Here is a 24,934-nt window from a genome sequence, read left to right as displayed (position 1 = left end):
CAAAAGTACATTACGTGTTTTTTAGTTTGTTTGAACGAAAGTTCATTTTGTTTTCGTTCTTAAGTTGATGGGCATGGAGGAAGACCCGTAAAAATAAGTTGTATGAATTACATTTATTATTAGATTGTGTTTGTAACTATATTTTGGAAAATTTCTGTTGATTTGAAATGTACGATAGTATATATTGTATATAAAGTATATATACAATATTTTTAAAAAGAGGTATTTGCATGCAAATCACTATTACGAACACTTCAAAGGAACCTATTTATGAACAAATTAGTGCCCAAATAAAAAAGCTTATTTTACTAGGTGATTTAAAACAAGGAGATGCTCTTCCTTCAATGCGTCAGTTAGCAAAAGATTTACGAGTAAGTATTATTACAACGAAAAGAGCATATGAAGAACTGGAAAAAGACGGTTTTATTAATTCAATTGTCGGAAGAGGGTCCTTTGTAGCAGAACAAAACATTGAAACTATGAAAGAAGAAAAATTAAAAACAGTTGAAGAAAAGTTATGTGAAGCGATTCAAAATGCTAAGCAAATGGATGTTTCTTTAAATGAGCTAAAAGAAATGCTTACAATTTTATACGAGGAGGAAAACTCTTGGAAAACGTAATAGAACTTCAAAATGTCAGTAAATCTTTTAAAGGGTTTCAAATAAACAATTTTTCGATGGAAGTAAAAAAAGGATTTGTTACGGGTTTTATTGGAGGAAATGGATCAGGTAAATCTACAACAATTAAAATGATTATGAATCTAATAAACCCGGATAGTGGAAACGTCTCCTTATTTGGCATGAACTATTCGACTGATGCGAAACGAATTAAAGAAAGAATTGGCTTCGTTTATGACGATAATGTGTTTTATGATGAACTCACATTAAAGGAAATTACTAAAATTATTGCACCTGCTTATAAAAAATGGGATTTTAACCAATTTACATATTATAAAGAGCTGTTCGAATTACCATTAAACAAAAAAATGAAAACATTCTCCAAAGGAATGAAAATGAAAGCCTCTCTCGCAATTGCCCTTTCACATCATGCTGAACTAATTATTATGGATGAACCTACATCTGGACTTGATCCTGTATTCAGAAGAGAATTATTGGATGTTCTACAAAATATTATGCAGGATGGAGAGAAAACTATCTTTTTCTCATCACATATTACAACGGATTTAGACCGCATTGCCGATTATATTACATTTATTCAAAATGGGAAGCATATTTTCACAAAAGATATTTATGCCATTGCAGAGGATTATGTTTTAGTCAAAGGACCACTAGATTTGTTAAAGTTTGATACTGAGCGTGAATTTATTTCTGTACGTAAGGCAAATACAGGTTTCGAGGGATTGATTGAAAATGCACATTCTATCGAAAATTTATTTGATAAGGATGTGGTGATTGAAAAACCGAGTTTAGAGGATATTATGTATTTCATGAAAAAGGGGGATTCAAGATGCTTAATTTAATTAAAAAGGATTTGATTTTACAAAAAACTTTCTTGCCTGCTTATCTCTTATTTCTAGTTACCTATTTGTGGGCCGGCATGGATGTAGCATATGTCATAATCATTTGTAGTGCCGTTTTTGTAATTAACACATATCAATCTGATGATAAAGATAATGCTAATATTTTAGTAAACTCATTACCGTATACTAGGAAGGAAATTATAAGTTCAAAATACGTTGGAACTTTACTTTTTACAATAGTAATCATCCCATTTTGTTTAGTTGGAAAATATTTCATTTTAGACAGCATGGAATTTCAACTTTCCATAGAAAGTTACATACTAGGCTTCTTGGCAGTCATGCTGATAACAGCATTTTACATCCCATTTTTTGTTGCATTTAAAGTGAAAACACTTGTACCAGTTTTTATATTTTTATCTATTGGAGTTATATATTTAATGAAAAATACTCCATATTTATTAAATAAATATGCTAATGGCGTACTGACCTTTTTAAAAGAGATTTCAGATTTGAAATTATTTCTTTTATTTGCTGTCATAGCAGTGGGGTGCTATGGGGTTTCATGGATATTATCTATTCGTATCTATCAGAACAAGGCTCTTTAATAGCAAGTTCTAAAAGGAGGATGGTTTAAATGAAATTAAAAAAAGAGCGTCCTAGTCGAATACGAAATTGGCTGAAAACTATTGGAGCATTTTTCGTTATGCAACTAATTTTTATCATCCTTGACATGAATTCGTGGATACCGAACTTCAAGGAAGGAGGAGTTGGGGATCGTCTCGTTAATTCAGAGTTCTTTACGGAATGGTTCGCTCCTTATAAAACAAAGCAATTTAATGTACTAACGGCAGTTATGGCTATTTTATTATTCCTAAATGTAGTAACAAGTGCAATAAAAGACGCTTTTTCTAGAAAAAGAATTAATTAGCACATAAGTTGACCTTGCGTCTTTTTAATAATGTCTTAACTATATTTAAAAACAACAGGAAAAAGATAAAAACTCCACTTATTGATGTTTCACTTTATCTTTTACAATGATTTCTTGAAAATTATTTGATTCTTCAATTTTGTATATTGATAGAGATAGATGCATTCGTCCCCCATACTGCTTCCAAAGTGTGCGCAGTAATTGTGACATATATATTTATACTTGTGATGACAAATGATGTGTATAATTTTTGGAAAGTTCGAAAATTATTGAACGAACTAGAAAAATTTAGTAATCTTATTTGTACGATACATACATAATAGTTTTACAGCGATTTTTAAATGAAGTATAGGGGACAATCGTTGTGGATCTTACGTTCAAAGTTGAGAAAACATGTTTTAACTACCGCGGCGGAGCAATTTGTAAACATGATAATAAAATACTTATTCTGCAAGGTGACAGTGAAGATTTTTGGTACGTACCAGGCGGTAGAGTGAAAATGCTAGAAAATAGAGAAGATGCATTAAAACGAGAGCTTGCGGAAGAGATAGGTGTTCCTATTAAAAGGAAAAGATTAATATGGTCAGTAGAAAATTTCTTTACACTTTCTGAGCGAAAGTTTCATGAGATTAGTTTTTATTATGAAGTAGAGCTACATGAATTACCTGCAAATGGAGCGGATCAATATATTTTGGAAGAAGAGGGTAGAACGTATTTGTTTAGATGGGTGCCAGTAGAAGAACTGCATACATATAACTTACAGCCTGCATTTATAAAAGAGAAAGTAAAGGATGTATCAGTTCACACAGAGCATATCGTACTACAAAAGTAAATGTATTCGGAGGGAGAAACGATGAAGGGGACTAAAAAAGAGGTACATATAAATGACAAAGTAATTCGTTACACACATATCGAAAAAGGTTCTAGTACGGTTTGCTTTATGTTCTCAGGTTCAGGATATAATTACGATAAGCCGTTATTTTATTACGCGACGATGCTTATGCTTGAACATAAAATTGATGTTGTACATATTCATTACTCTTACGATGAACAGGTAATGAATAAACCAATAGAAGAACTAACGAAAGTAATGATGGATGATATTAATCCCGTAATAAATGAAGTGTTGAAAAATGAACAATACAGCAAATCGATGTTTTTAGGGAAGTCACTCGGAACAATTCCGATTGCAAATGATTTAATGAAGAGAGAAGAATTCACGCAGTCAAAAATGATAGTGCTTACACCTTTACTAACTTTTGAATCTATTTTTGATTCTATTTTACATAGTAGTCACGAAGGGCTTTTAGTTATTGGGGATAAAGATCATCAATATAATGCAGATCAAGTTAAGCAGTTATATAAAACGAATTTAACGATTGATGTTATCAAAAATGCAAATCATTCTGTAAATGTTGGGGAATTTGAAACAGAGAATTCAATTGAAGCGATAGCGAAAATAATAGAAAAGCTTAAAGAAATTGTTAGGGAAAACTAACTTATCAATACATGCAAAAAGAGGTGCGAATTGCACCTCTTTTATTTTAATAAGCCTTCAACACATGAAGCAAATAATCTTTCCGGTTCAGCGGATTATAATCAACACGTTTTCGAGTAGGGAAGGGAGGTTTCAGTTTTGTGAAACCAGCTGGCTTCGTTGTAAATATGCCTTCTCCTTCAGTGAATGAATGAAGCATTCGCTGAAAATTCTCTGTTTTCGCAACAGGTAACGATCCTGTTAAATGGTATGAGTCATTATTGAATATCGGCTCGCTAAAAGTTGCTGGAATAGCAGCGAGCTTATACATTGCGGTACTAATTGCCTGCTCCGGTACAGTTAATTCAAACGCATTTACTGGTTCATATACATATGTTTCAGCTTTCTTTAAAGCATCCATTAAAACGAGTGGCGTTACGTTTCTAAAGTCACTCGCTGTTGTAACAGGGCTTGCATAACCTGTATGCGTTAACGTGACAGAAATATCCGTAACTTCCCAACCGTATAAACCTTGTTTTAACGTTTGAAATACAGTATCTTCAATCGCTTTATGAAATGCTAAAGGTAGTGAGCCAAGTTCAACGCCTAATTTATATGTTATGCCAGAATTAAGTTCACCACGTTCGACTTTGAATCCAACTGTTGCGTAAAATGGATTCGTTTTTTCGCCCATTACTTCAACGGAAATCCCAATGCCAATTGGCTTCTCAATACATACAACTCGCGTATTTGAAAAAGTAACCTGCAAATTATATTTCTCAAAAAGAGTCGTTTCAATTACTTCTTTTTGTACTTGACCGAAAAGGCGAATGTATAGTTCATTATGAACATCATCTTTCCACACTTTAATGAGTGGATCTTCTTCACATAGTTCCATAAGAGCAGCGTATAAATCATGAATTCGTTCTTTAGGTACTGCATCGATGGCAGCTTCCATTTGTGGTTCGGCAAAGTGAATATCTTTTATATAATCAGTCCGTGCACCGATAATATCACCAATTTTAATATCACTTAGTCCCCACACTTTGCAAAATTCTCCGCTAGGAACGGTAGAAGTTTGAACAGCATCTCCATTATGAAACATGCACATTTTTTTAATCTTTTCCTTATGTGGTAGAGACTGATCGCGCTGTATATCAACATATTTTCTAACGTGTAAGTTACCAGAAAAAACTCTTACATATGCAATCTTTTCTCCAGAAGGTTCACGTTCAATTTTAAAAACAATACCGGACAATTTTTCGTCTTGAGACAGATTATTAGCTGGAAGTAAGGTTGAAATATTTTCAAGTAGTTCAGATACTCCTATACCCGTCATTGCGGAACCGAAGAAAATCGGATACACATTTGCTTGCGCTATTTGTTTAATGAGTTCTTCTCTTAACATTGTGTCCGTTACGATTTCGTTATTTACATATGACTCAAGTAACGATTCATTATATGGTGCTAATCGTTCTATACAATCATCATATGATTTATATTCAATAATACGAGCTTCCTTTGTTCCTTCGTTTAGGACAGAGTAAAAGGGGAATGCTTCATTTGAAAGAATCGTTTTTATTTGCTTTACAACTTTTTCACTATTTGCACCACGACGATCAATTTTATTTACAAATAAAATAGTCGGTATGTTTAGTTTCTGTAACGTTCGCATTAAAATCTTCGTTTGTGCTTGCACACCTTCAACGGCAGAAATAACTAAGATTGCACCGTCTAAAACGCGGAATGATCGCTCCACTTCAGCGATAAAATCAGCGTGTCCCGGTGTATCGATGACATTTACTTTTAAGTCATCAATAAAGAAAGAAACGACGGATGCTTTAATCGTAATTCCGCGCTGCCTTTCTAATTCCATTGAGTCTGTTTGCGTACTTCCGCCATCAACTCGGCCAATTTCTTTAATCACATTCGTTTCATAAAGAATACGTTCAGTCAAACTCGTCTTGCCAGCGTCTACGTGCGCGACAATCCCTATATTTATTGTTGTCATATATCAATATCCTCATTTCATTTTCCATTTTCATTTCCTCATTTCTATTTGTGTATTGCCGCATTACAATCACTCTCCAGTCATTTGAATTATTACTATTATAATGTAATTTACATTTTTTGTAACGCTACAAAGCGCCTTAATTTGGAAAAAATAAAATGAAAACAAAATGCTTGCATTCTAAATCGATATAGATTATATTAATTGACGTATCAACTATTGATATATCAAATGATTTTTAAAATTGGATGTAAAGGAGGGGTAATTTGACAAGTTCATGCTCAAAAGAAGCGATTATTTTATATAAATTACACTTTCTAAACAAGGAAGTAAGTTCGAAGTTTGAATGGTGTACGGGTATGAGCCAATCTCGTTTAGAGCTTATACTTCAGTTATTTGAAGTAGGTGAAATTAGTCAAAAAGCACTTCAGCAAGAAGTGAACATTGATAATGCGGCGATTACGAGGCATTTAAAGCAGCTTGAGGCTAATGAAATGATTGTAAGACGTAAAAATCCAGACGATAACAGAATTACGTTAGTTTCTCTTACTGAAGAGGGACGAAATAAAATTCAGGCGTTTCAAGAGGAAAAAGAACGTTTTGCAGCATCTGCATTTAAAGGATTAAGTGAGGAAGAACGCGATAATCTTTTAAATATGTTAATTCACATTCAAGAAAATATAAAAGAACTTTAAAAAAGGGAGAATACAGCTATGACTAACTCAGTAAAAACAAATGATTTTAACGAAATTTTAACAGGACGTCGTTCAATTCGTAAGTACGACCCTTCAGTGAAAATTAGCAAAGAAGAAATGACAGAAATTCTTACAGAAGCAACACTTGCACCATCTTCAGTAAATATGCAACCATGGAGATTCGTAGTGATTGAAAGTGACGAAGCGAAAGCAACACTTGCGCCACTTGCGAAATTCAATCAATCTCAAGTAGAAACATCTTCAGCAATGATCGCTTTATTTGGTGATTTAAACAACTTTGATAACGCAGAAGAAATTTACGGTACAGCAGTAGAGCGCGGTTTCATGCCAGCAGAAGTAAAAGAAGACCAGATGAAAAAACTTTCAGCTTACTTCTCAATGGTTACACCAGAAGTAATGAAAGATACTGTACTTATTGATGGTGGTCTTGTAGCAATGCAATTTATGCTAGCAGCTCGTGCTCACGGTTATGATACTTGTCCAATTGGTGGTTTTGAAAAAGACCAAATCGCTGAAGCGTTCGGATTAGATAAAGAACGTTACGTACCAGTTATGTTAATTTCAGTCGGAAAAGCGGCTGACAGTGGTTACCAATCAGTACGTCTTCCAATTGAAAAAGTTGCAGAGTGGAAGTAATTTTAAAGAAATAAGTGAAATATGAGAGGGGAAACACCATGATTATTATTCACGCAATATTTCAAGTAGATCCAGCGAAACAACAATCATTTTTAGAAGAAATTCATCCGCTAATTCATAGTTCAAGAGAAGAAAGTGGAAATGTGTCTTATGATTTATATAAAGATACAGAAAAAGAAAATGTGTATACGATGGTAGAAGTATGGAAAGATGAAGTAGCGGTTGCGAGTCATAATACGAGTGAACACTTCACATCTTTCGTTAGCAAAGCAAAACAGTATTTAACTGCTCCTCTTGATATAAAAGCTTATAATGGAGAGTTAGTGAAATAATAAGGTAGAAAAAGATGACTTTAGCGAATGGCTGAGGTCATCTTTTTTTTGTATAAGTAGAATCCACTTTGGATCCAGTTATATTGATAGGTAAGTGTTGCTCGTATCCTCAGGAACAGTGGTTAATTGTTTATTAAATTCGAACATTCGGTTTATTAGAATATTTTTCCATGGTATAATTTTCTTGAAAATATAAGGTAGAGGGGAGTAAGTGATGGGAGAATTTCAAAGTAATTTGCATAGAGCAACGCAACTTGCAACGAAAATGAGAAATGCTTCAGATAGAATGCAAAGTGCTACTAGTCGCTCTATAAATAAGGCAACGCGTACGACACTATCTGTGAACTTCAAAGCACAAGAAGCAAATCAACAAAATTTACAGATCACGAAACAATTTTGCGTTGCTTTTCAACAAACAATTGATAATATCCATTCCGTAGCAAATGAATTTGAGAAAATGGATACCGGACTTCAAAAGACTTTTCAATAATGTAACAACCTACGTAAAGGGGAAAAGGTAGGGAGAAAAGATGAGTCAAGAAATTGAAACGAGAATCAGTCAATGTAATCAAAAATTACGAATTATATTTGAAGAACAAAATGAAAACCGAATCGCGCTGCAAAATCAAGAACGAGCTGAGGTTAGTTTTCATGAATGGAAAAATAGAAATAATCGTTTATTTAACCGAATACTAGAAACTTGGTATGGTGACAAAGATGCATTTCACCTTTTTACGAATATGCGGCAAGAGATCGGACAGTATGAAAGAAAACTTACATTCGAATTAGAAAACGAAAAAGAGACGTTGCTTAAAGAAAAACGGCATCTCAGTGAGAAAGAAAACGACCTTTCCTATGAACAGCAGCAACTACAAAGGGAGGTCAATACATGAGTTTAAACATGTATTTGGGAGAAGTACAAAGTCAAACTCAAAGTATGAACGCTATATGTAATGCTACGATTCAAAGTATGGAACAAGCCATTCAATCTATTGATGCCTTTGCGATAGACACAGTATTACAAGGACAAACATACAGTAGTGCAAAAGCCTACCTTGTCCAAACATTTCGGCCATTAGCGCAAGGGATTATATGCTTATGTGAAGAATTAATTCGCCAAAACGAAGCATTCCCAAACGATTTCCAAGCAAAAGTTGCTTCAACAGATGTTATCGAACATGAAATAAGACAACAAATACAAGAAATCAATCAATCCATTGCAAGTATAGAAGCAATCGAAGTACTTACACCAATGCCTGGAGTAGACGCAATTATTGCAGTCTTAATTGCAATGAGAAAAAAACTAGAAGAAAAACTAGAGCGTCTATATGAATTCAATCATTCATCCAGCAACAACTACAGCACCGCCCTCCAATTAGCAGCTAGCATCACAGCCGGACTCGCTGAAGTTCAAAGCGGGAAAGGATTTAGTCCTGTGAGTGGTACGTTTAGTACACAACGGTTGAATATGGATTGGGTGAGTTCGATTCAGGGGATTATAGAAGAAACAGCTCGAAAAAATGATCAGTCAATTAAAGATATAGAAACAAATAACATAATTGAGAAGAAATCTCCGGTTAGAAATGCTTGGGACGATGCGACAGACAGTATAGTTGGCACGTTTGAAACAGCGAAAAAGATGTGGGAAGCTATTCAAAGAGGATCGGGGAAAGCTATTGGTGATGAAATCGAGTCCGCAATAGCTTTAAGTAATATGGACATAGGAACTTTTATTAATGTAACCTATGCACTTTTCCATTTGGATGAAACTGCAAAAAATATGTGGCATGCATTTTCAAATAAAATAAAACGAGATATGATAGAGGGAGATGCAGAGAGTCGTACAGAATTGACTACCTATGGATTAACACAAATAGCTACCACAATATTAGGCGATAGGGCACTAAATAAAGTAGGCCATATCACAAAAGGAGCAAAAGCATCAAGTGGAGTAAGTACATTTGCTAATGCAGTAAAACTAGCAAAAGAATTGAAGCCTACGCTTGAAATGTTACAATCATTTAAGAGAGAGGCTTCCTATGCATTCTCTAGTGTTGGTGGAACTGTTGTAACCAAAATACCTCAAGGTGAATTGATAGAAGCTTATTATAAGTTTGCGAAGTCTAAAGATGGTGGTAAGGGTACGGGTGATACTAGATTTGCTTATAAGAATAATCCTATGGATAATCCAAAGGCGGCAAAAGATATACATGAAAATCCAGATGCAGTTTATGGGTTTTCTCCAAATCCAAACTCGGAGAGTATAGGTGGATTTGCTGATGCACTAGACTGGACAAATCCAGAACAAGTGGCTCAGGCAACTGTAAGAAGGCAGAGTTATCATGATAAAAATGATAATATTATAGAACTAATTAATAAAATGAAGAATGAGGGAAATTCAATTGAAGAAATTGCAAGAGCGGTAAATAATCAAAGAAATCAGAATCGATTAAATGATTATATAGATGATCCAAAAGGACTAGAGCGTGTAATGGCTAGAAATGAGGTTAAATATGGTAATCCACATGGTCCAACAGCAGAATTTTCATTTAATAAGTATGGTTCATGGGAAAAAGTGATCGAAAAGTCAATGAGTGCAAACCCAGGAATGGACGCATGTTGTGGTTTATATGATAAATATTATCATTTATATAGAATTGGGAGTAAGTAATAATTTATTGTATGGTTAAAAATGATAATCTAGTAAGTATACTACTTGGGAAGGTGTGCAAGAATGAATGATACTAAAATAAATATTATTTATGAAGACTTTGATAAAGATAACATAATTATTTTTTTTGAAAAAAACGGAAGAAACATGTGCCTTACTTTTGGATTATATGAGTTTGAAAATGAGATGGAGTATTGGGATATGCCAACTAAATTAAAAAAATATAATGGGGAAATAGGATTTATTTTTGATAAAAATATTAATAGAATTGATTTAGAAATGGAAATAGCTCGATTTATAAAACATAATGATTTAAATAAACTAGATTTTTAATGTGTTTTCAGGAGAAAAATAAGGTAACTATTCAGCTGCCAAATTGATTTAGTTATTTAATATTTTTATTTACATCCGACAATAATTATACAAATCGGGATGTCTGTTTGATGAAGCGTAATAGATATGATGTTTTATTTTTAGGGAAATGAGACTCTGAGATTACAACTCATAGTGATTAGTTGATAAATATAAATATCTGGAATGGGCAAAAAACTAACGAACTCGTACAAACTCGTAAGGTTTAATGTAGTAATTGTCATAACATACAGAAGGTGTCATGACAACTACTACAAAACGTACAAATTTAATACTACTTAAAAACATATGAACTTAAAGCACTTGGTTGTCTATTTGAGACAATAAGTGCTTTTTTAATTGAAAGGTAAGCTATAAATTTATCGAAATTATTTTTATGAATTAAAGCTAACAGAATATGCATATAGGCTTCAATTGCAGGTATATAGTTTGTTTTTCAATGTCAAAAAACATTAAAAAAAACAGGGCAATATTATTAAATAGCCGGGTCCATTGTAGAAATATTTGAAGGTATTTCGCTCATAGGCGGATCTAATTTCTTAACTATCGTCGCAGAAGTAGGAACTGGTGGGTTAGCATCACCAATTGTTATTCCATTAGATATAGCAGCAACAGCTGCTGGGGCTAGTCTTTTTGCACATGGTGGATTTGTATGGGATAAATCGATTCAAAATGCTAAGGATACTCTTCAAAGAATCCAGTCTTCTGGTGGAGGAGTTAAGGGGACTAATAATGCTGGTAAGAGCCTGAGTAAACCTAAGACAATAAATAATGTACAACAAGCTAAAATAAAGCAAAAAGAAATTATAAACGAAGTAGAAAATGGTAACGTTAAACTTAAAACTAATAAACAAAAAGGTAATTATGGAGAAATGAAAATGGATGTTCATTTCGAAAGTAAAGGTTTTGATAGAATTAGTAACGATAGAGTAACGAGTTTAGATGATAAAATAGTTAAAGGAATAGACGGGGTTTATTATAATCAGGGCCCACCTCCGAAATATATAATCGGCGAAGCTAAATATGGTGGTGCTAAACTAAGTAAAACTAAAGATGGAAGACAGATGAGCGATACTTGGGTAGAGGGAAAGATTAGGCTAGAGAAAGCAGTAGGAAAAGATGCTGCTGATGATATTTTGTTAGAGGGATATGATAAGATACTAGTTAATATTAAAGAAGACGGCTCTATTATAACCAAAAAGTTAGATGATGCAAGAACTATAAAAAAATAAGAAGGGTTGTTTAGAAATGCTAAGGGATACACTTAAAGACAAAGAATATTTTTTGGAGTATATTTCTGAAGAAGAAGATAGAATAAATAAATTTGAAACAAAATTACGCAATAATGAAGTGCGAGAAGATAGGATTTTAAATGTGAGAAAGAAGGTATATGATTTAGAATATCAAATTTTAATAGCCAAATATTCTATGGGGGAACCAATAGAATCCTTGATAGACGACTATAAATTAATAGCCGGAAAAATGGAGGAATTTTGGGATATTAATCTTTATGAAGATATGTTGTGGATGCTTTCTATAGGTATTATGCTGGAGATTGATAAAAATACATTTGATATTCTTGCAAAATTAGTAGAAAAGCATAAGGTGAATGATTTTTTATATAATTTTATCATTCATTATAGAAATGAAGAAGTGAACTATCAAAACAGTAATTGGTTATTTGAAAAGCCATTTAAAAGTCTAATTAATGTCATGATGTGTAATGATAATACAAAATCTTGTGAATTCATGAAAGAATACTTGTTAGAGCGATGGTATGTGGGGCATAATGATATGGGATGGTATGAATGCCATAAACACCAGGAAAAATTATATTTTGGTTATTGGAGTTTTGAAAGTGGAGCAATCGCAAAGATTTTAAAATTAGATGATTCAAGTTTAAAAAATACTTTATATTACCCTTATGATATGGTGCATTATCAAGAAAAATAAATGTAAGAATCCACAGTGATAAATTTTTTACACTGTGGATTTTTAAGTTTGTGTTAAAGTACCTATTAAGGGTACGGCTAACGGTAAACCTAGCAGTAAAAAAACACAACTGTAGATAATTTTGATGCAAAAACAGCTACAAATAAGCAAAAAGGTAATTATGGTGAAATAAAATCTAGTGACAATTTACTGAATAATCAAAGTTTAAAAGAAGCTGGATTTGATTTAAAGCCAGTCGGAAAAAGTACACCGTCAGGTATAAATGATAAAATAGTAAAAGGAATTGATGGATTATACGAAAATACAAATGCAGAATCAAAGATCAAATACGTTATAGATGAAGCTAAATTTGGTAGTTTACAATTAGGGAAAACTAAAGATGGACGACAAATGTCAAATGATTGGTTGAATGGTGCGAAAACCAAAAAAATAGAATATTTAAAGCTGTTGATGGAGATAAGAAATTGACAGATAAGATTAAAAGAGCGCTGGAAAGAAATCAAGTAGAAAGAGTACTATCACAAGTCGATAGTACCGGAAAAGTAAAAGCATATAGGTTAGATGCAAAGGGAAATATTATTGGAGAATGGCCATAATTTAGAAGCTAGGAGGAATCAAATAGAGTGAGATTTTGACAATGCTCTTATTGATTGGGGGCATATAGGGGAAAGAGAAGTTGGATATTTAAATCTAATTTGGATGATGTCTCTAGGAATTTTATTAGAGACGGAGAAAAAGAATCTTGTAAGTTTAACTAAGCTAGTTGAGAAGGAAGATATGAACGACGCAGTAATTGATTTCCTCTTATGCGCTAGTGATATCGGATACACAAATATGACGAACAGATATTATAAAGAAAATCCATATGTAAAAACGAGAGAGATTATAGAACTTGCACAAATAGATAAAAAAGAAGCATCTAAAAGATTACAAACGTACATGGAGAAAGAATGGTTTAAAGGCCATTATGATTATGAATGGAAAAATGCGCATAAAGAACCTGGATATGTAGGGTATTGGAGCTTTGAGACAGCTGCAATAGTAAAGATACTCGGACTTGATGATACAAGTTTAAAAGATAATAATCATTATCCATATGATTTGGCACATTATAAAAATGAAATGAAATTTAAGCATATAGACCTAAGTGAATATCACTATGAAGATGAGACAGAAGAAATCGAGGATATAGTAGAAGGAATTGAACATAATCCTGCATTGGAAAATATTATTCCGCCAAAATGGCATTCATTGGTCAATGAATTGATTCATGACTATGAGAATATGGATGATAGTAGTTTTTATGAAAAATACAAAAAAACGATAGGAATAGGTCAAGTGTGGTTCTTACCACAAGAGTATGAAGAAGAAAATGAGCAAAAAAATCTATTAGGAAGTTTAATTTTGTTTGCCCTGACGGTAAGAGATTATATATTACAACTGGACTATAAAGAAGATTTAGAAGACTACATTGATAATCTTAAAAATTTCTGGAATGGATCAGAAACAAAGTTAATTCAATTTATGTTAGAGAATGATCAAAATTATTATGCATGGGTACCAAAAGAAGCAAACATCCCAAATATGTATGAAGTGAAGATAGAGAGTGTCGATGTAGAGGAAGTTTTATAACGAGCAAATCAAAATATTGTGCATCATGAGTAACGTTAAAAAACTAATTTATACGGAATGTAATGAATTAAGAGGTTAAAAATAGTGGTAGTTTGGAGAATCCAACTGCCACTATTTTTGTGTTTACGAATGGTTCTGTAAATTAAGTAGAGTATTTCAGAGTATATATATTATGTAGGAGAAGTAAATAAGTTAAAGGTGCTAAATAAAATCGGTCATATCGCAAAGACATCAAGTGGAGTAAGTACATTTGCTAATGCAGTAAAACTAGCAAAAGAATTGAAGCCTACGTTTGAAATGTTACAATCATTTAAGAGAAATGCTTCCTATGCATTCTCTAGTGTTGGTGGAACTATCGTAACCAAAATACCTCAAGGCGAATTGATAGAAGCTTATTATAAGTTTGCGAAGTCTAAAGATGGTAAGACTACAGAACCATACGATATAGTACCGTATAGGCCAAGGAATTCACCACTAGAAAATCATCATGGCGTTATGGATGTATGGGCTAAACATAATGTCCCCGATTATGTTAGTAGAGGGGCGAATGCTCCAACTATAGCTTTAACTAAAGAGCAACACAATGCTACTAAAGCTGTTTATAGACAATGGCTCTTTGAAAAACAGGGAAAAGGTTGGAGGTAAAGTAGATTGGAAATCTGTTTCACCAAAAGAAATACAAGAATTGACGGGAAAAATGTTTGATGCTGCGAATGTACCACGTTTAGCTAGACAAGAGTATTATAGGGCCTTTAATTAATATAATTTTAGGGAGTAATTTAGATGGAAAATATTAATCAGTTGATTAAAAAAGTAAAATCATTACCTAATTGTCGAGTTCAGGAGCCTATAGAATTACCGATAATTGATAAGAATAAGCATATGCTACCAGGTGATTTAAAAGAATTTTATAGTCTTTGTGGTGGTCTAACTTTATTTGAAAATGAGGAATATCCTATTCATATTGTTACCCCAGAGGAGTTTATTTTGGCTAATCCCGTAATTGTAGGAGAGTTATGTGAAGAAGATATTTCATCAAGTTGGTATATTATATGCAATGATGGTAAGGATGAATATTTAACAATAGATCTTAGTGAAGAAAGACTAGGTAGATGTTATGATAGTTTTTTTGATCGACATGGAATAGTTGGGGAGTCGCAAATTATCGCAACTTCATTCACTAACTTACTTGAAAAACTTATTAAGAATAATGGACAATATTGGTATTGGCTAAAGAGTGAATTTGAATCACTTGGAGATGCTTATGATGATCAAGAGTGAAAAAGAGGGCCTTTAAGTGGGATAAGAAAGTGAAAGGGTTTTTGAAAGTATGTACTCTATGATGGTTGTACCATCATGAAGTACTATGTGCAATGATAGAATAAGAAAACGAGGTACGAGCTTAGGCGAAATGACATTTTATTGGGCGATGAATATAAACACATGGAATGGGCATGAAACTAACGAACTCGTACAAACTCGTAAGTTGTAACGTAGTAGTTGGCCCGACATAGAAAAGGTGTCATACTGTTACTACAAAACTTACAAATTTATGCTACTTAAAAACGGATGAATTTAAAGCACTTGGCTGTCTATTTGAGGCAATAAGTGCTTTTTTAATTGAAAGGTAAGCTATAAATTTATAGAAATTATTTTTATGAATTAAAGCTAACAGAATATGCACATAGGCTTCAATTGCAGTTATATAGTATGCTTTTCAATGCCAAAAAACATCAGAAAAAGCAGGGTAATATTATTAAATAGCTGGGTCCATTGTAAAAATGTTTGAAGCTATTTCGCTCATAGGCGGATCTAATTTCTTAACTATCGTGGCAGAAGTAGGAACTGGTGGGTTAGCATCACCAATTGTTATTCCATTAGATATAGCAGCAACAGCTGCTGGGGCTAGTCTTTTTGCACATGGTGGATTTGTTTGGAATAAATCGATTCAAAATACTAAGGATACTATTCAAAAAATCCAGTCTTCTGGTGGGGGTAAGGGTACAGGTGATTTTGTTAAAGTTAATAATGAAACTATAATAAATACTGCAACTTCTCCTAAAAAGGGTGGAGAGACTGTTGTAGGTCATGCTTTACAAAAACATGCAGGAAGAAATCCAGATATTTGGGGGAAAGTTAAAGGTGGCCCTGACCAAATAAACCAAACTGCATTGAAACATCTTAAAGAAATAATGGATGGACCAGGAGGATTTATAAAAATTAAAAGTCCTAAAGGAATAGAGTTTTTGGAGAAAAAACTACCAGATGGACGTGGAGTTCGATTGAACCTTGATGGAACTTTTAAAGGGTTTATTGATCAGTGAAAGAGGGGGATTGTAAGTGGAAAATTTAGAGATTATATTAAGAGATTTTAATAAGAGAAGTATTGATAAGTTAATTTACGACGAACTTAAATTAAATATATTAAAAATTAAATCATCACATTTTTATGATAATATTTTAGAAAAAGATTTGGATTTTTCTCAAGTGAAAAAAATGGAAGAGATTTTAACACCGAAAGGCACAGGAAATGTATGTTTAGAAGAATTACAACTAGGTATTTCATTAAAAAATGTAGTAATAGTATTTTCATTTGATGAACAGGATGGTGATATTGTATTTAACTTTCCTGAAAATGAAATATTAAAGGATGAGAGGAATGATAATAAGTTAAGGTTAAAAAAGTTAGTGCATTATCTAGTTAATTTGAAAAAAGAGTATGATATTCCAAACGTAATAATTGGTTATGAACCTGCAACGGATGAGGATACTTTGCTAATAGAAATTAATGATAAAGTAAAAAATTATGACAAAAAAATAGAGGGAATATTTTCTTGATTTATGAGCCTTAAGGTATATGCCTTGGGGTTTTTTTAGTAACTTTGAATAAATTAGAAAATGAAGGTTTAACTTTACTGAAAGATAATTAACTCGTATGAACTTAAAGCAATTGATTGCTGATAAAAAGAAATAAGTACTTTTTATTTTGAGATTACAATATTTAGTAAGATGAATTATATATCCAAAAATATCAAAACAAAAGTTTCGAATGATGAAGTGCTTCCACAACTCTCTTTCATGATATGAAGAAGTTTTTAATGCCTGGGATTATCGCAAAAGGAGCAAAAGCATCAAGTGGAGTAAGTACAATTGCTAATGCAGTAACACTAGCAAAAGAATTGAAGCCTACGCTTGAAATGTTACAATCATTTAAGAGAGAGGCTTCCTATGCATTCTCTAATGTTGGTGGAAATATTGTAACCACAATACCTAAGGTGAATTGAAGAAGCTTATTATAAGTTTGCGAAGTCTAAAGATGGTGGTAAGGGTGCGGGTGAAACACTATCTAAAAAGAAATCAATACCCGACTTTGTGAAAAAGCAATGGGAAGCAGGGAATAGATTTAATAAGGAAAATCGTCCTCGATATCCTTATAATGAAGTAGAGTTAGAGGCAAAGGAAATCAATGGGAAGAAATATGTTGTGGATTCTTATATTCCAGGTGAAGAAATTGTCTCGAGGAAATTTATCCAATTGGCTGAAGTAAAAGAAAAGACGGCATTAAGTTATTTAAGTGAGTTTACTAAAAAGTATTCTTCCGGTTCAGAAATTTCTTCAGGTAAATTTAATCCTAATGCTTTAAAAGGTGGTCGACTAGATGGAGAATAAATTTTGGAAGTCCCTGTACAAACAAAACCAGTTCCACAAAAAATTATTGAAGAGGCGAATGAGAAAGGGATTATTATTCGTGATATTAATGGGAAGGTGTATAATTAATGGAAATTTATTATTGCGATAAGTGGTCTAATATAAAAAAGAAGCCTTGGAACATAATTGATGAGAATGTAGCGAAAACACTTCATGAAAAACGTCATTCTTATACTGCTGTTCTCAATGATGGAGAGCAGCCAAAGTATTTAGTAAATGTCACTGATAAATGGGTATCGGTAAGTTTTTTGGATGATTTTCTTCGTAAATATTTACACTACGATTTTATTGTTAAAGAAGATAATAGAATATTCCTAAGGACAATAATGTATTGGGAATATGACGGGGATACACAGTTAAAAAGTATGATTTTGGGGTATCAAGAAAATGGTCATATTGCTATGGAGCAAAAAGATTCTAAAACTGGAGAAGTAGAAGAGCGAGAGATAAAAGATGATGTATCTAGAAATTGGGATACATTCCCTGAGTTTGGCCAATACTTATATTTGTGCAAAGAAGAGAGGTAATTCTTTTGAATATAAGAACAATAACTAGGCGAGATAGCTATTAGTGGGCTAAGAATATAGAATATAAATAAATGGAATAAACATGAAACTAATGAATTCGTAAGTTTTAAAGATATTGTAAAGTTAATTGAAAATTCCCTGAAATAATCCTACTTTATAAGCAGATAAACAAAAAGCACTTGATTGCCAACTAAAAGCAACAAGTGCTTTTTGTTTCGGAATTACAATATTTGGTACGGTGAATTATATATCCCAAAATACAAAAACGAAATTTTCAAATGCTGAAGTGCTTCCACAATTCTCTTTCATGATATAAAGAAGTTTTCAACGACTGGATTATCGTAGCAGTTTACTCTACGAGACATGCCAATCAATCGATCGATCGCTAGTATAGAAGCAATCGAAGTACTTACACCAATGCCTGGAGTAGACGCAATTATTGCAGTCTTAATTGCAATGAGAAAAAAACTAGAAGAAAAACTAGAGCGTCTATATGAATTCAATCATTCGTCCAGCAACAACTACAGCACCGCCCTCCAATTAGCAGCTAGCATCACAGCCGGACTCGCTGAAGTACAAAGCGGGAAAGGATTTAGTCCTGTGAGTGGGACGTTTCATAGTGAAAAGTTAAATATGGAATGGGCAAAGCAAATTCAAATAATTATAGAAGAGAAAATACGGAAATCTGACAATGGTATTGGAAAAAGTGTAGATTTAGAGCACAATGTGTATAACGACATTGAAGGAATAAGCAGCGAAAATCAATCTATCAATAATAGATTTACAAAAGAAGAGATACAAGCGACACAAAAATACCTTGAAGGAATTAAAAATGGTACAATAAAAGGGAATATAGGTGAGGATTTCCAAGTTGAAACCGATGATTATGAAATGGAGCATAACATTTTTGGCCAGCCAGTCGGTGGTAGAAGGCCAGTACTCGATCCTTTTTTAATCGGTGTGGCGAAGTTTGGATTCGATTTTCTCTTTGGTGATCTTTTCACACTCTTTGACCCAGAAGCTACCTATGGTGAAAAACTCCTAGCAGTTGGGATGATGACTCCATATGGGAAAGGTGTAAAAATAGTTGATAAACTTCATGATTAAAAAAGGTTGGAGATGTGAAGAAAGCAACGTCTGGGAGTGCGGGTCTTGCTAAGGGTATGGGTGAAACTCCTAAGATAACTGAAATAAAAGAGAAAGATCTTGGGAAGCACATTATTAAAGGGAAAAATGGAAGGAAAGAACTTGCGCCAAACGTGCGTTATATTACTGAGGATGGTTATAAATATACAACAGATGAGCTTGGTAGAATAGTAGATGTTGAGGCAGGAGAATTAATACTTCAAAAAGGAAAACGAAACACAGGAATGCAAGTGGCTGCAGGAAGAGAAGATAGATTACCGGATGATGATGGTGGGCATTTGATAGGGACGCAATTCCATGGATCCGGTGATATTGATAATTTAGTCGCTCAAAATAAACAAATTAATCGTTCGGGTGGAGAATGGTATAACATGGAGAAAGAATGGGCTAATGCATTAGGTGGAAAGCCTCCTAAAAAAGTGACAGTAAAAATTGAACCAGTATACTTAGGTTCATCGCTAAGACCAAACTCATTTAAAATAAAATACCAAATTGAAGGCCAACGTAAGGTAATACGTGAAATACTTAATAAAACAGGAGGTTGATGTAAAAGTGTTCGAATTAGAATTAAATAAAATCTATCAAAATATAGCGCAAAAAATAAATGATACAATTCCCGTAGAATGGGATATCTTTTATTTTAATGCAGAGATTTATAACCAAGAGGGTGGGGTATTATTCTTTTTCAATACCCCAGATAGATCGGATGAATATATATATTCCCATGATATACCAGATGTATTTAATGTGAGTGAAAAAGAATATGATAAGACATATGATGAATTATTTCATTTAAGTGTAGAGTTACAGGAAATATTTATAAAAAATAATCAGGAACCTTGGTATTCTTTTGATATGATTGTGACATCTGAGGGGAAATTAAAAATTCATTATGGGTATACTAAATGGTATCAATCTACTTTTGGACCGAATGACCGAGTGGATTATTTTGAATATAAATATTTAGGGAAGAAACCTAGTAATGAAAATGAGCGAAGAAAATTCGAAGAGATGAAAGAATATGAAGAGCAAAATAAATCTTAAAATATTTTTTTGTTAAATTAAGGAATGTATTATTAGCGAGTAAATATGTAAAATATCCAAATTAACTAGCTTTAGTTGGACTATTGAAAGAAGAATAGTGACGGATTAATGTTACTTATAGAACATATGAAGTTAAAGCACTTGATTGTCGACTACAGGCAATGAGTGCTTTTTTATTGAAAGATATACTATAAATTTAAAGAAATTATTTTTATGAATTAAAGCCAACAAAAATTACTAGTATTATATAACTAGAACTACATTAGCAAAAGGTGTGGACGAAACAACCGCCTTCATTAGAGGTGAAGAAGTATTACTTGATGGAAGCGTACGTAGATACGATGGAACGAACTTCAGTGAAAGCGTAAAAGAAGCCCATGATGCCTCAAAGGCGAGTATTCAGGGTAGGATCTCGAATTTGGAGAGTCCGGATCTACAATTCGATTTTATTAGAGTTGAAACAGATATAAAGAATACTGATACTGGATTCGGTGTTGATGAGTTAAAGGTAAAGGACTGGAATAAGAAAATAGATTAATTCATAGGGAGGATACAATGATAAACCAAAAAAAGTTAGAAATGGCTTTTAAAAAATATAGCAAAAATTTTGTGGATGGAATCAAATTTGAAGATGTGAAAGATAAATATAATGTCAGTAGAAGAAAGATTGAGAAAATCGTTGAGCAAAATGAAACAGAGAAAGATCACATCCTACTAATAAATTTAAGCAAAATTTTCTCATATCACTTGTCACTATGGAAAAACGATGTATTGATAAGCGGTGGAAACAATGTAGAAGGATTAAAGAACATGCAGAAAGTCTTATTTTACCAGTGCATGGGACAAGATCTTTATAAAATCAGATATCCAAAGATGATTTTGGGGTATACGTTTAGAGAAGTCGTCCTCACATTAGTTCATTTTGCAATGTATGGATGGGAGAAAGAAGAAAATATATTATATGATTTTATGGTTCATCACTTCGGTGGACATTTAATAGATGCTAATGAAGAGAATAGACATATTTGGTTTTTGCTAGAGCTATACTCGCAGTATAGAAATAAAACCATCATGGGGACAAATGAAAAATTGCATCTAGTCGTGAAAAATAAGTTTAAAGAAGCTGAACTGCGATGCGATTTAATCCCTGAAGACCTAAATATATATGATGAAGTGTTAGGACGTTGGTCGACTCGTGACTTAGAAGAAATAGAATATCTAATTTCGATAATGTCTCAGTATCATTCTGCGTTAGCTTCTGAAATCGGACAGCTAGGTGAATTTGGTGATTTCAGATACGGATTTTATCCTTTTGAAATATTATTTTTAATCCATGTAAGGAAACAACTAGGGTTGCCAGTACCTACTCAAATCGATAATTTTCTGATGAATACTTCAGAAGCTAGAATGGTATTTGGGGAACATGAGTCATATCCTGAATGGGATCCCGTACTTCAGATGATTGATCAATTTTATCGTGAAAACTATCCGGAATATATTCCTAACAAGCATGGAGAATTATTTCAATAAAAGGGAGGAAGCTAAGATGCCTGATCAAGGGATAGCGCAGATTATATTTCCTGATAGCAAGGATTTGGAAACATTTTTGAAGGAACAAGGAAGTTATGACTTACATGAAGACCTATTAAAATATGGATTGACAACGAAACAGTTTTTATACGTTGACTATAAAGGTGAGCAATACCAAGAAATTGTCAATTTTATTCTTGATTACGAATTTGCCCACCAAATTGAATTAGCAACACAAGAAGAACTTGAGAGATTAGAAGCATTTAATTATGAATTTTTACCCGATAAGATCAAGATGGCCAACAAAATACTGTCACCAAAGGGATTTGGTCTGTTTTTATATCCAAATTCGGGCGACTTTTATGCATTATTCATTGGGAAAATAGAGAATATAACAAAAATCCTGCAAGAAGAGGTGTTGCTTGATGATAGAATTCCTTTTCAAGAAAGGTGTATCAAATATTATAGATAGGCCTAAGGTTGTATACCTTCACCCTTGAATCCGATCAAGATTTTTTTATAAGTTAATATCAAGATTGCATAACCACCTAGAATGTGCTATTTTTGGCCACGTACAATTTTAATAACACCATGTGTTACTACAAATGCATTTAAACTTTTCACCTCCTGAATTCGAAATAATAAAAATGTTTTGGATTTGGGAGGGTTGATAATAGAAAAATAAATTGAGAAATGTGCCTATTTTATTGGTTACTTGGACGCTGACAAAGGTACATGCTTAGTAAAGGAATTCAATGGCAACGTTAGGAGAACGTAGTGGCTATTGAATTTTTTATTTTTACAACTGTATTAGAAAGAAAAGCGTGAGAATTAGGTGAGATGATATTTTATTGAAAAGACATGGAAAGGACATAATAATAATGACCTCGTAAGTATTAATGTATTACTTGTTACCATATAAAAGGTGTCATACTGTTACTACAAAACTTACAAATTTATGCTGCTTAAAAACAGATGAATTTAAAGCACTTGATTGTCTACGAAAGGCAACAAGTGCTTTTTTAATAGATAGACATGCTATAAATTTTTAGAAAATATTTTTTATGAATTCAGGCTAACAAAAATTACTAGTATTATATAATTGAAAGTACATTAGCAAAAGTTGCGGACTCCGTATCCCCAATCTTTAAAGGTGTAGAAATACTGCCAGATGGAAGTGTCGTTAGATCTGGAACGAACTATAGCGGGAAATTCCAAGAAGCCCATGATGCCTCGAAGGCGAGTATTCAGAGTAGGATCTCGAATTTGGAGAGTGGTGGGGTTAAGGGTACTGGTAGTAACGCAAACCCAAACAAAATTAAACTAACCCCGGAAAGAGAAAAATACTATCGAATAAAAATAGATGAAGCCAAAGCACGGGGGGATTATAAGGAAGCAGATAACATTAGGTATAATCGTCATTGTGAAGAAACAAAAGAGCCTTTAGAACGTAAAGAGTGGGATGTTAAGCGTGAAAATTTAAAGAAAAGTCAAGAGCGTGGAAGAGAAGAAGAAATAAAAGGAAGAAAAGCTTTGGGAGAACACCTAAATCGTACATTAGAGGACAATAACTCTGGCAAGGTTGTTACGTATACATCCAGTGAAGGGCATCTTACGCGTCCAGATAGTATAGGTCGTAATGCTAAGGATGAAATCGATTTAGTTCATGATCACAAACATAAAATAAGTGACAAAGAACACTTTATTCATAATGACAGCCAAATGCGAGCTGAAAGAGAGATGCTCGAAGATAAAAATGGAAGTCATATTGTGACAATATCAAGCGATAAACCTGATTTGAATGGGATTCCTCCTCATCCAAGACCAAGTGGGCCTTTAGCGAAAGAGAGTGACATTTTCTATACTGATCCAAATAGTGGTAAAGTAACACATAAGTGGGAAGCGCACCTAGATATCCCAGGTGGAGGTATATGGATAAAAATATAGATAAGTATGTAACTTTACTTTTTAGTATTAAGGGGGATTTAAATGAAACCTAATTATTTTACAATTGCAATGTATCCTACAGTATCGATTAATCAGGAAGAGATACTAGTTCGTCTTTTGAGCGTGTTTGATTCGAATGAAAAATTTGCTCCTACTCATTGGGGTAACAGTGAAACCGTACGGGTAGAATATAATCGTGAGGAAATTCTTGAAAAGGTGATTTTGGAACGTAAAGTATCAGAAGTACATTTGTATCGTGATAAGGCAGTGCATTATAGAGGAAGCTTTAAAGTTAACTGGAGTCATAGGTCATATCTTGAGTTTGAGTTTCATAAATCAATACCTAAAAGTTTATGGTCTGCTTTTTTTGAGTTATCCGATCAAATCGCAGAAATTGTAAAACCACGTTTTGGGGTGTCGCAAATCTTTTGGAAAGCGTCTTATCCATGGAATACGGAACGTGAACGGTTACATATGTGGATGAATATGTCTGCCTTACCTATACCGGTAAGGTTTCTTCCTAACAGTCCTTTGGGGGCAGGCGCTAAAACATATTTGAGTGGTCATATTTTAGACATGTTTGATAAGGAATTATTACTAAATAGCCCAGCTGTCGTATCAGAGCTGGATTGGGGTGGGATTTGTATAGACCTTTTACAAAAACCATTAGAAGCCGATATAGATATATTACTTGATAGTTGGTTACATGTAATGAAATACTTAGAACCAGCTCAAGTAATGGCCATGCCAAGTTTTCATGAAAGTCGAATGGTTGTAACTTATTCTCCAAATATTGCTTGGAAGGACTATCTGAAAAGCTAAAT

General features: G+C 33.2%; 27 protein-coding genes and 6 pseudogenes. 32 read left to right on the top strand and 1 reads right to left on the bottom strand.

Features of this window, described 5'->3' with window-relative positions; translation table 11 throughout:
• The first annotated feature begins 230 nt into the window (after nt 1-230).
• From PDQ33_RS22525 to PDQ33_RS22500, 6 genes are all read left to right on the top strand, one after another.
• Entirely contained in the window at nt 231-620 is a 390-nt protein-coding gene (locus PDQ33_RS22525) for a GntR family transcriptional regulator (RefSeq protein WP_001167463.1), read from the top strand.
• Nucleotides 608-1,480 carry an ABC transporter ATP-binding protein gene (locus tag PDQ33_RS22520; protein WP_000432461.1) on the top strand — a complete coding sequence of 291 codons (873 nt, stop codon included), beginning with the start codon at nt 608-610 and terminating at the stop codon, nt 1,478-1,480. The genes PDQ33_RS22525 and PDQ33_RS22520 overlap by 13 nt, the downstream gene beginning before the upstream one ends.
• Nucleotides 1,468-2,085, top strand: a complete 618-nt coding sequence (locus tag PDQ33_RS22515; protein WP_000933347.1) for an ABC-2 transporter permease — start codon at nt 1,468-1,470, stop codon at nt 2,083-2,085. The genes PDQ33_RS22520 and PDQ33_RS22515 overlap by 13 nt, the downstream gene beginning before the upstream one ends.
• Nucleotides 2,086-2,114: 29 nt before the next feature.
• Nucleotides 2,115-2,408, top strand: coding sequence for a YfzA family protein (locus PDQ33_RS22510; RefSeq protein ID WP_000768433.1), 294 nt, complete (start codon nt 2,115-2,117; stop codon nt 2,406-2,408).
• A gap of 364 nt (nt 2,409-2,772) precedes the next feature.
• Nucleotides 2,773-3,240, top strand: coding sequence for an NUDIX hydrolase (locus PDQ33_RS22505; protein WP_000366261.1), 468 nt, complete (start codon nt 2,773-2,775; stop codon nt 3,238-3,240).
• 21 nt (nt 3,241-3,261) lie between these two features.
• Nucleotides 3,262-3,906: an alpha/beta family hydrolase gene (locus PDQ33_RS22500; RefSeq protein WP_000679149.1), complete on the top strand. Its 645-nt coding sequence runs from the start codon at nt 3,262-3,264 to the stop codon at nt 3,904-3,906.
• Between the two features lie 46 nt (nt 3,907-3,952).
• Here the strand turns inward: PDQ33_RS22500 and PDQ33_RS22495 are convergent, their stop codons facing one another.
• The gene (locus tag PDQ33_RS22495) at nt 3,953-5,896 is read right to left on the bottom strand and encodes a GTP-binding protein (protein ID WP_062921122.1); all 1,944 of its coding nucleotides are present in this window, start codon (nt 5,894-5,896) and stop codon (nt 3,953-3,955) included.
• A 266-nt stretch (nt 5,897-6,162) separates the two neighbouring features.
• Here PDQ33_RS22495 and PDQ33_RS22490 point away from each other — a divergent pair, with 266 nt between their 5' ends.
• The 26 genes and pseudogenes from PDQ33_RS22490 to PDQ33_RS22360 all read left to right on the top strand — a co-directional run bounded on the left by PDQ33_RS22490 (nt 6,163) and on the right by PDQ33_RS22360 (nt 24,932).
• On the top strand, nt 6,163-6,591 hold the full coding sequence (locus PDQ33_RS22490) for a MarR family winged helix-turn-helix transcriptional regulator (protein ID WP_270756798.1): 429 nt from the start codon (nt 6,163-6,165) through the stop codon (nt 6,589-6,591).
• 18 nt (nt 6,592-6,609) lie between these two features.
• Nucleotides 6,610-7,248 carry a nitroreductase family protein gene (locus PDQ33_RS22485; RefSeq protein ID WP_000185385.1) on the top strand — a complete coding sequence of 213 codons (639 nt, stop codon included), beginning with the start codon at nt 6,610-6,612 and terminating at the stop codon, nt 7,246-7,248.
• 38 nt (nt 7,249-7,286) lie between these two features.
• A complete protein-coding gene (locus PDQ33_RS22480; RefSeq protein ID WP_000583810.1) occupies nt 7,287-7,580 on the top strand; it encodes a putative quinol monooxygenase in 294 nt (97 codons plus the stop codon).
• Nucleotides 7,581-7,794: 214 nt separating this feature from the next.
• On the top strand, nt 7,795-8,070 hold the full coding sequence (locus PDQ33_RS22475; RefSeq protein WP_000503628.1) for a TIGR04197 family type VII secretion effector: 276 nt from the start codon (nt 7,795-7,797) through the stop codon (nt 8,068-8,070).
• Nucleotides 8,071-8,110: 40 nt separating this feature from the next.
• Nucleotides 8,111-8,473: a DUF3958 family protein gene (locus tag PDQ33_RS22470; protein WP_061130393.1), complete on the top strand. Its 363-nt coding sequence runs from the start codon at nt 8,111-8,113 to the stop codon at nt 8,471-8,473.
• Nucleotides 8,470-10,251 (top strand): T7SS effector LXG polymorphic toxin, encoded by a 1,782-nt coding sequence (locus PDQ33_RS22465; RefSeq protein ID WP_061130394.1) that lies wholly within the window; start codon nt 8,470-8,472, stop codon nt 10,249-10,251. The genes PDQ33_RS22470 and PDQ33_RS22465 overlap by 4 nt, the downstream gene beginning before the upstream one ends.
• A 63-nt stretch (nt 10,252-10,314) precedes the next feature.
• Entirely contained in the window at nt 10,315-10,584 is a 270-nt protein-coding gene (locus PDQ33_RS22460) for a hypothetical protein (RefSeq protein ID WP_001000171.1), read from the top strand.
• A 917-nt stretch (nt 10,585-11,501) separates the two neighbouring features.
• Entirely contained in the window at nt 11,502-11,855 is a 354-nt protein-coding gene (locus PDQ33_RS22450) for a cytosolic protein (protein WP_229132329.1), read from the top strand.
• 16 nt (nt 11,856-11,871) lie between these two features.
• Nucleotides 11,872-12,576: a PoNe immunity protein domain-containing protein gene (locus PDQ33_RS22445; RefSeq protein WP_000943014.1), complete on the top strand. Its 705-nt coding sequence runs from the start codon at nt 11,872-11,874 to the stop codon at nt 12,574-12,576.
• 67 nt (nt 12,577-12,643) lie between these two features.
• Nucleotides 12,644-13,172: pseudogene (locus tag PDQ33_RS29100) on the top strand (hypothetical protein); the annotation flags it as partial.
• Nucleotides 13,173-13,203: 31 nt separating this feature from the next.
• Nucleotides 13,204-14,208 (top strand): annotated as a pseudogene (locus tag PDQ33_RS22435) (PoNe immunity protein domain-containing protein); the annotation flags it as partial.
• A 399-nt stretch (nt 14,209-14,607) separates the two neighbouring features.
• Nucleotides 14,608-14,968 (top strand): annotated as a pseudogene (locus PDQ33_RS29225) (sugar-binding protein); the annotation flags it as partial.
• Nucleotides 14,969-14,991: 23 nt separating this feature from the next.
• Complete coding sequence (locus PDQ33_RS22425) at nt 14,992-15,489, top strand: SMI1/KNR4 family protein (RefSeq protein ID WP_000427918.1); 498 nt, start codon at nt 14,992-14,994, stop codon at nt 15,487-15,489.
• A 479-nt stretch (nt 15,490-15,968) separates the two neighbouring features.
• Nucleotides 15,969-16,532, top strand: a pseudogene (locus tag PDQ33_RS22420) (hypothetical protein); the annotation flags it as partial.
• Nucleotides 16,533-16,548: 16 nt separating this feature from the next.
• The gene (locus PDQ33_RS22415) at nt 16,549-17,046 is read left to right on the top strand and encodes a hypothetical protein (protein ID WP_000429178.1); all 498 of its coding nucleotides are present in this window, start codon (nt 16,549-16,551) and stop codon (nt 17,044-17,046) included.
• 266 nt (nt 17,047-17,312) lie between these two features.
• Nucleotides 17,313-17,542, top strand: a pseudogene (locus PDQ33_RS22410) (hypothetical protein); the annotation flags it as partial.
• Between the two features lie 38 nt (nt 17,543-17,580).
• A complete protein-coding gene (locus PDQ33_RS22405; protein ID WP_229132336.1) occupies nt 17,581-17,877 on the top strand; it encodes a hypothetical protein in 297 nt (98 codons plus the stop codon).
• 107 nt (nt 17,878-17,984) lie between these two features.
• On the top strand, nt 17,985-18,443 hold the full coding sequence (locus PDQ33_RS22400; protein ID WP_061130268.1) for a hypothetical protein: 459 nt from the start codon (nt 17,985-17,987) through the stop codon (nt 18,441-18,443).
• A 369-nt stretch (nt 18,444-18,812) separates the two neighbouring features.
• Nucleotides 18,813-19,618: pseudogene (locus PDQ33_RS22395) on the top strand (hypothetical protein); the annotation flags it as partial.
• The gene (locus PDQ33_RS22390) at nt 19,607-20,134 is read left to right on the top strand and encodes a DNA/RNA non-specific endonuclease (RefSeq protein WP_076875092.1); all 528 of its coding nucleotides are present in this window, start codon (nt 19,607-19,609) and stop codon (nt 20,132-20,134) included. The pseudogene PDQ33_RS22395 and the gene PDQ33_RS22390, both read left to right, overlap by 12 nt.
• A gap of 7 nt (nt 20,135-20,141) precedes the next feature.
• Nucleotides 20,142-20,633 carry an immunity protein YezG family protein gene (locus PDQ33_RS22385; RefSeq protein ID WP_016124921.1) on the top strand — a complete coding sequence of 164 codons (492 nt, stop codon included), beginning with the start codon at nt 20,142-20,144 and terminating at the stop codon, nt 20,631-20,633.
• Between the two features lie 274 nt (nt 20,634-20,907).
• Complete coding sequence (locus tag PDQ33_RS29220) at nt 20,908-21,171, top strand: hypothetical protein (protein WP_061130273.1); 264 nt, start codon at nt 20,908-20,910, stop codon at nt 21,169-21,171.
• 17 nt (nt 21,172-21,188) lie between these two features.
• Nucleotides 21,189-22,163 carry a hypothetical protein gene (locus tag PDQ33_RS22375; RefSeq protein WP_000609922.1) on the top strand — a complete coding sequence of 325 codons (975 nt, stop codon included), beginning with the start codon at nt 21,189-21,191 and terminating at the stop codon, nt 22,161-22,163.
• A 16-nt stretch (nt 22,164-22,179) separates the two neighbouring features.
• On the top strand, nt 22,180-22,635 hold the full coding sequence (locus tag PDQ33_RS22370) for a hypothetical protein (protein WP_001113308.1): 456 nt from the start codon (nt 22,180-22,182) through the stop codon (nt 22,633-22,635).
• 671 nt (nt 22,636-23,306) lie between these two features.
• Nucleotides 23,307-24,110: an ADP-ribosyltransferase gene (locus tag PDQ33_RS22365; RefSeq protein ID WP_076872462.1), complete on the top strand. Its 804-nt coding sequence runs from the start codon at nt 23,307-23,309 to the stop codon at nt 24,108-24,110.
• A 42-nt stretch (nt 24,111-24,152) separates the two neighbouring features.
• A complete protein-coding gene (locus tag PDQ33_RS22360) occupies nt 24,153-24,932 on the top strand; it encodes a hypothetical protein (RefSeq protein WP_061130305.1) in 780 nt (259 codons plus the stop codon).
• Nucleotides 24,933-24,934 lie beyond the last annotated feature (2 nt).

Origin of the sequence: Bacillus cereus group sp. Bc031 (genome assembly GCF_027716265.1) — a bacterium.
GTDB lineage: Bacteria > Bacillota > Bacilli > Bacillales > Bacillaceae_G > Bacillus_A > Bacillus_A paranthracis.
This window is presented reverse-complemented; position numbering and strand designations above follow the sequence as displayed.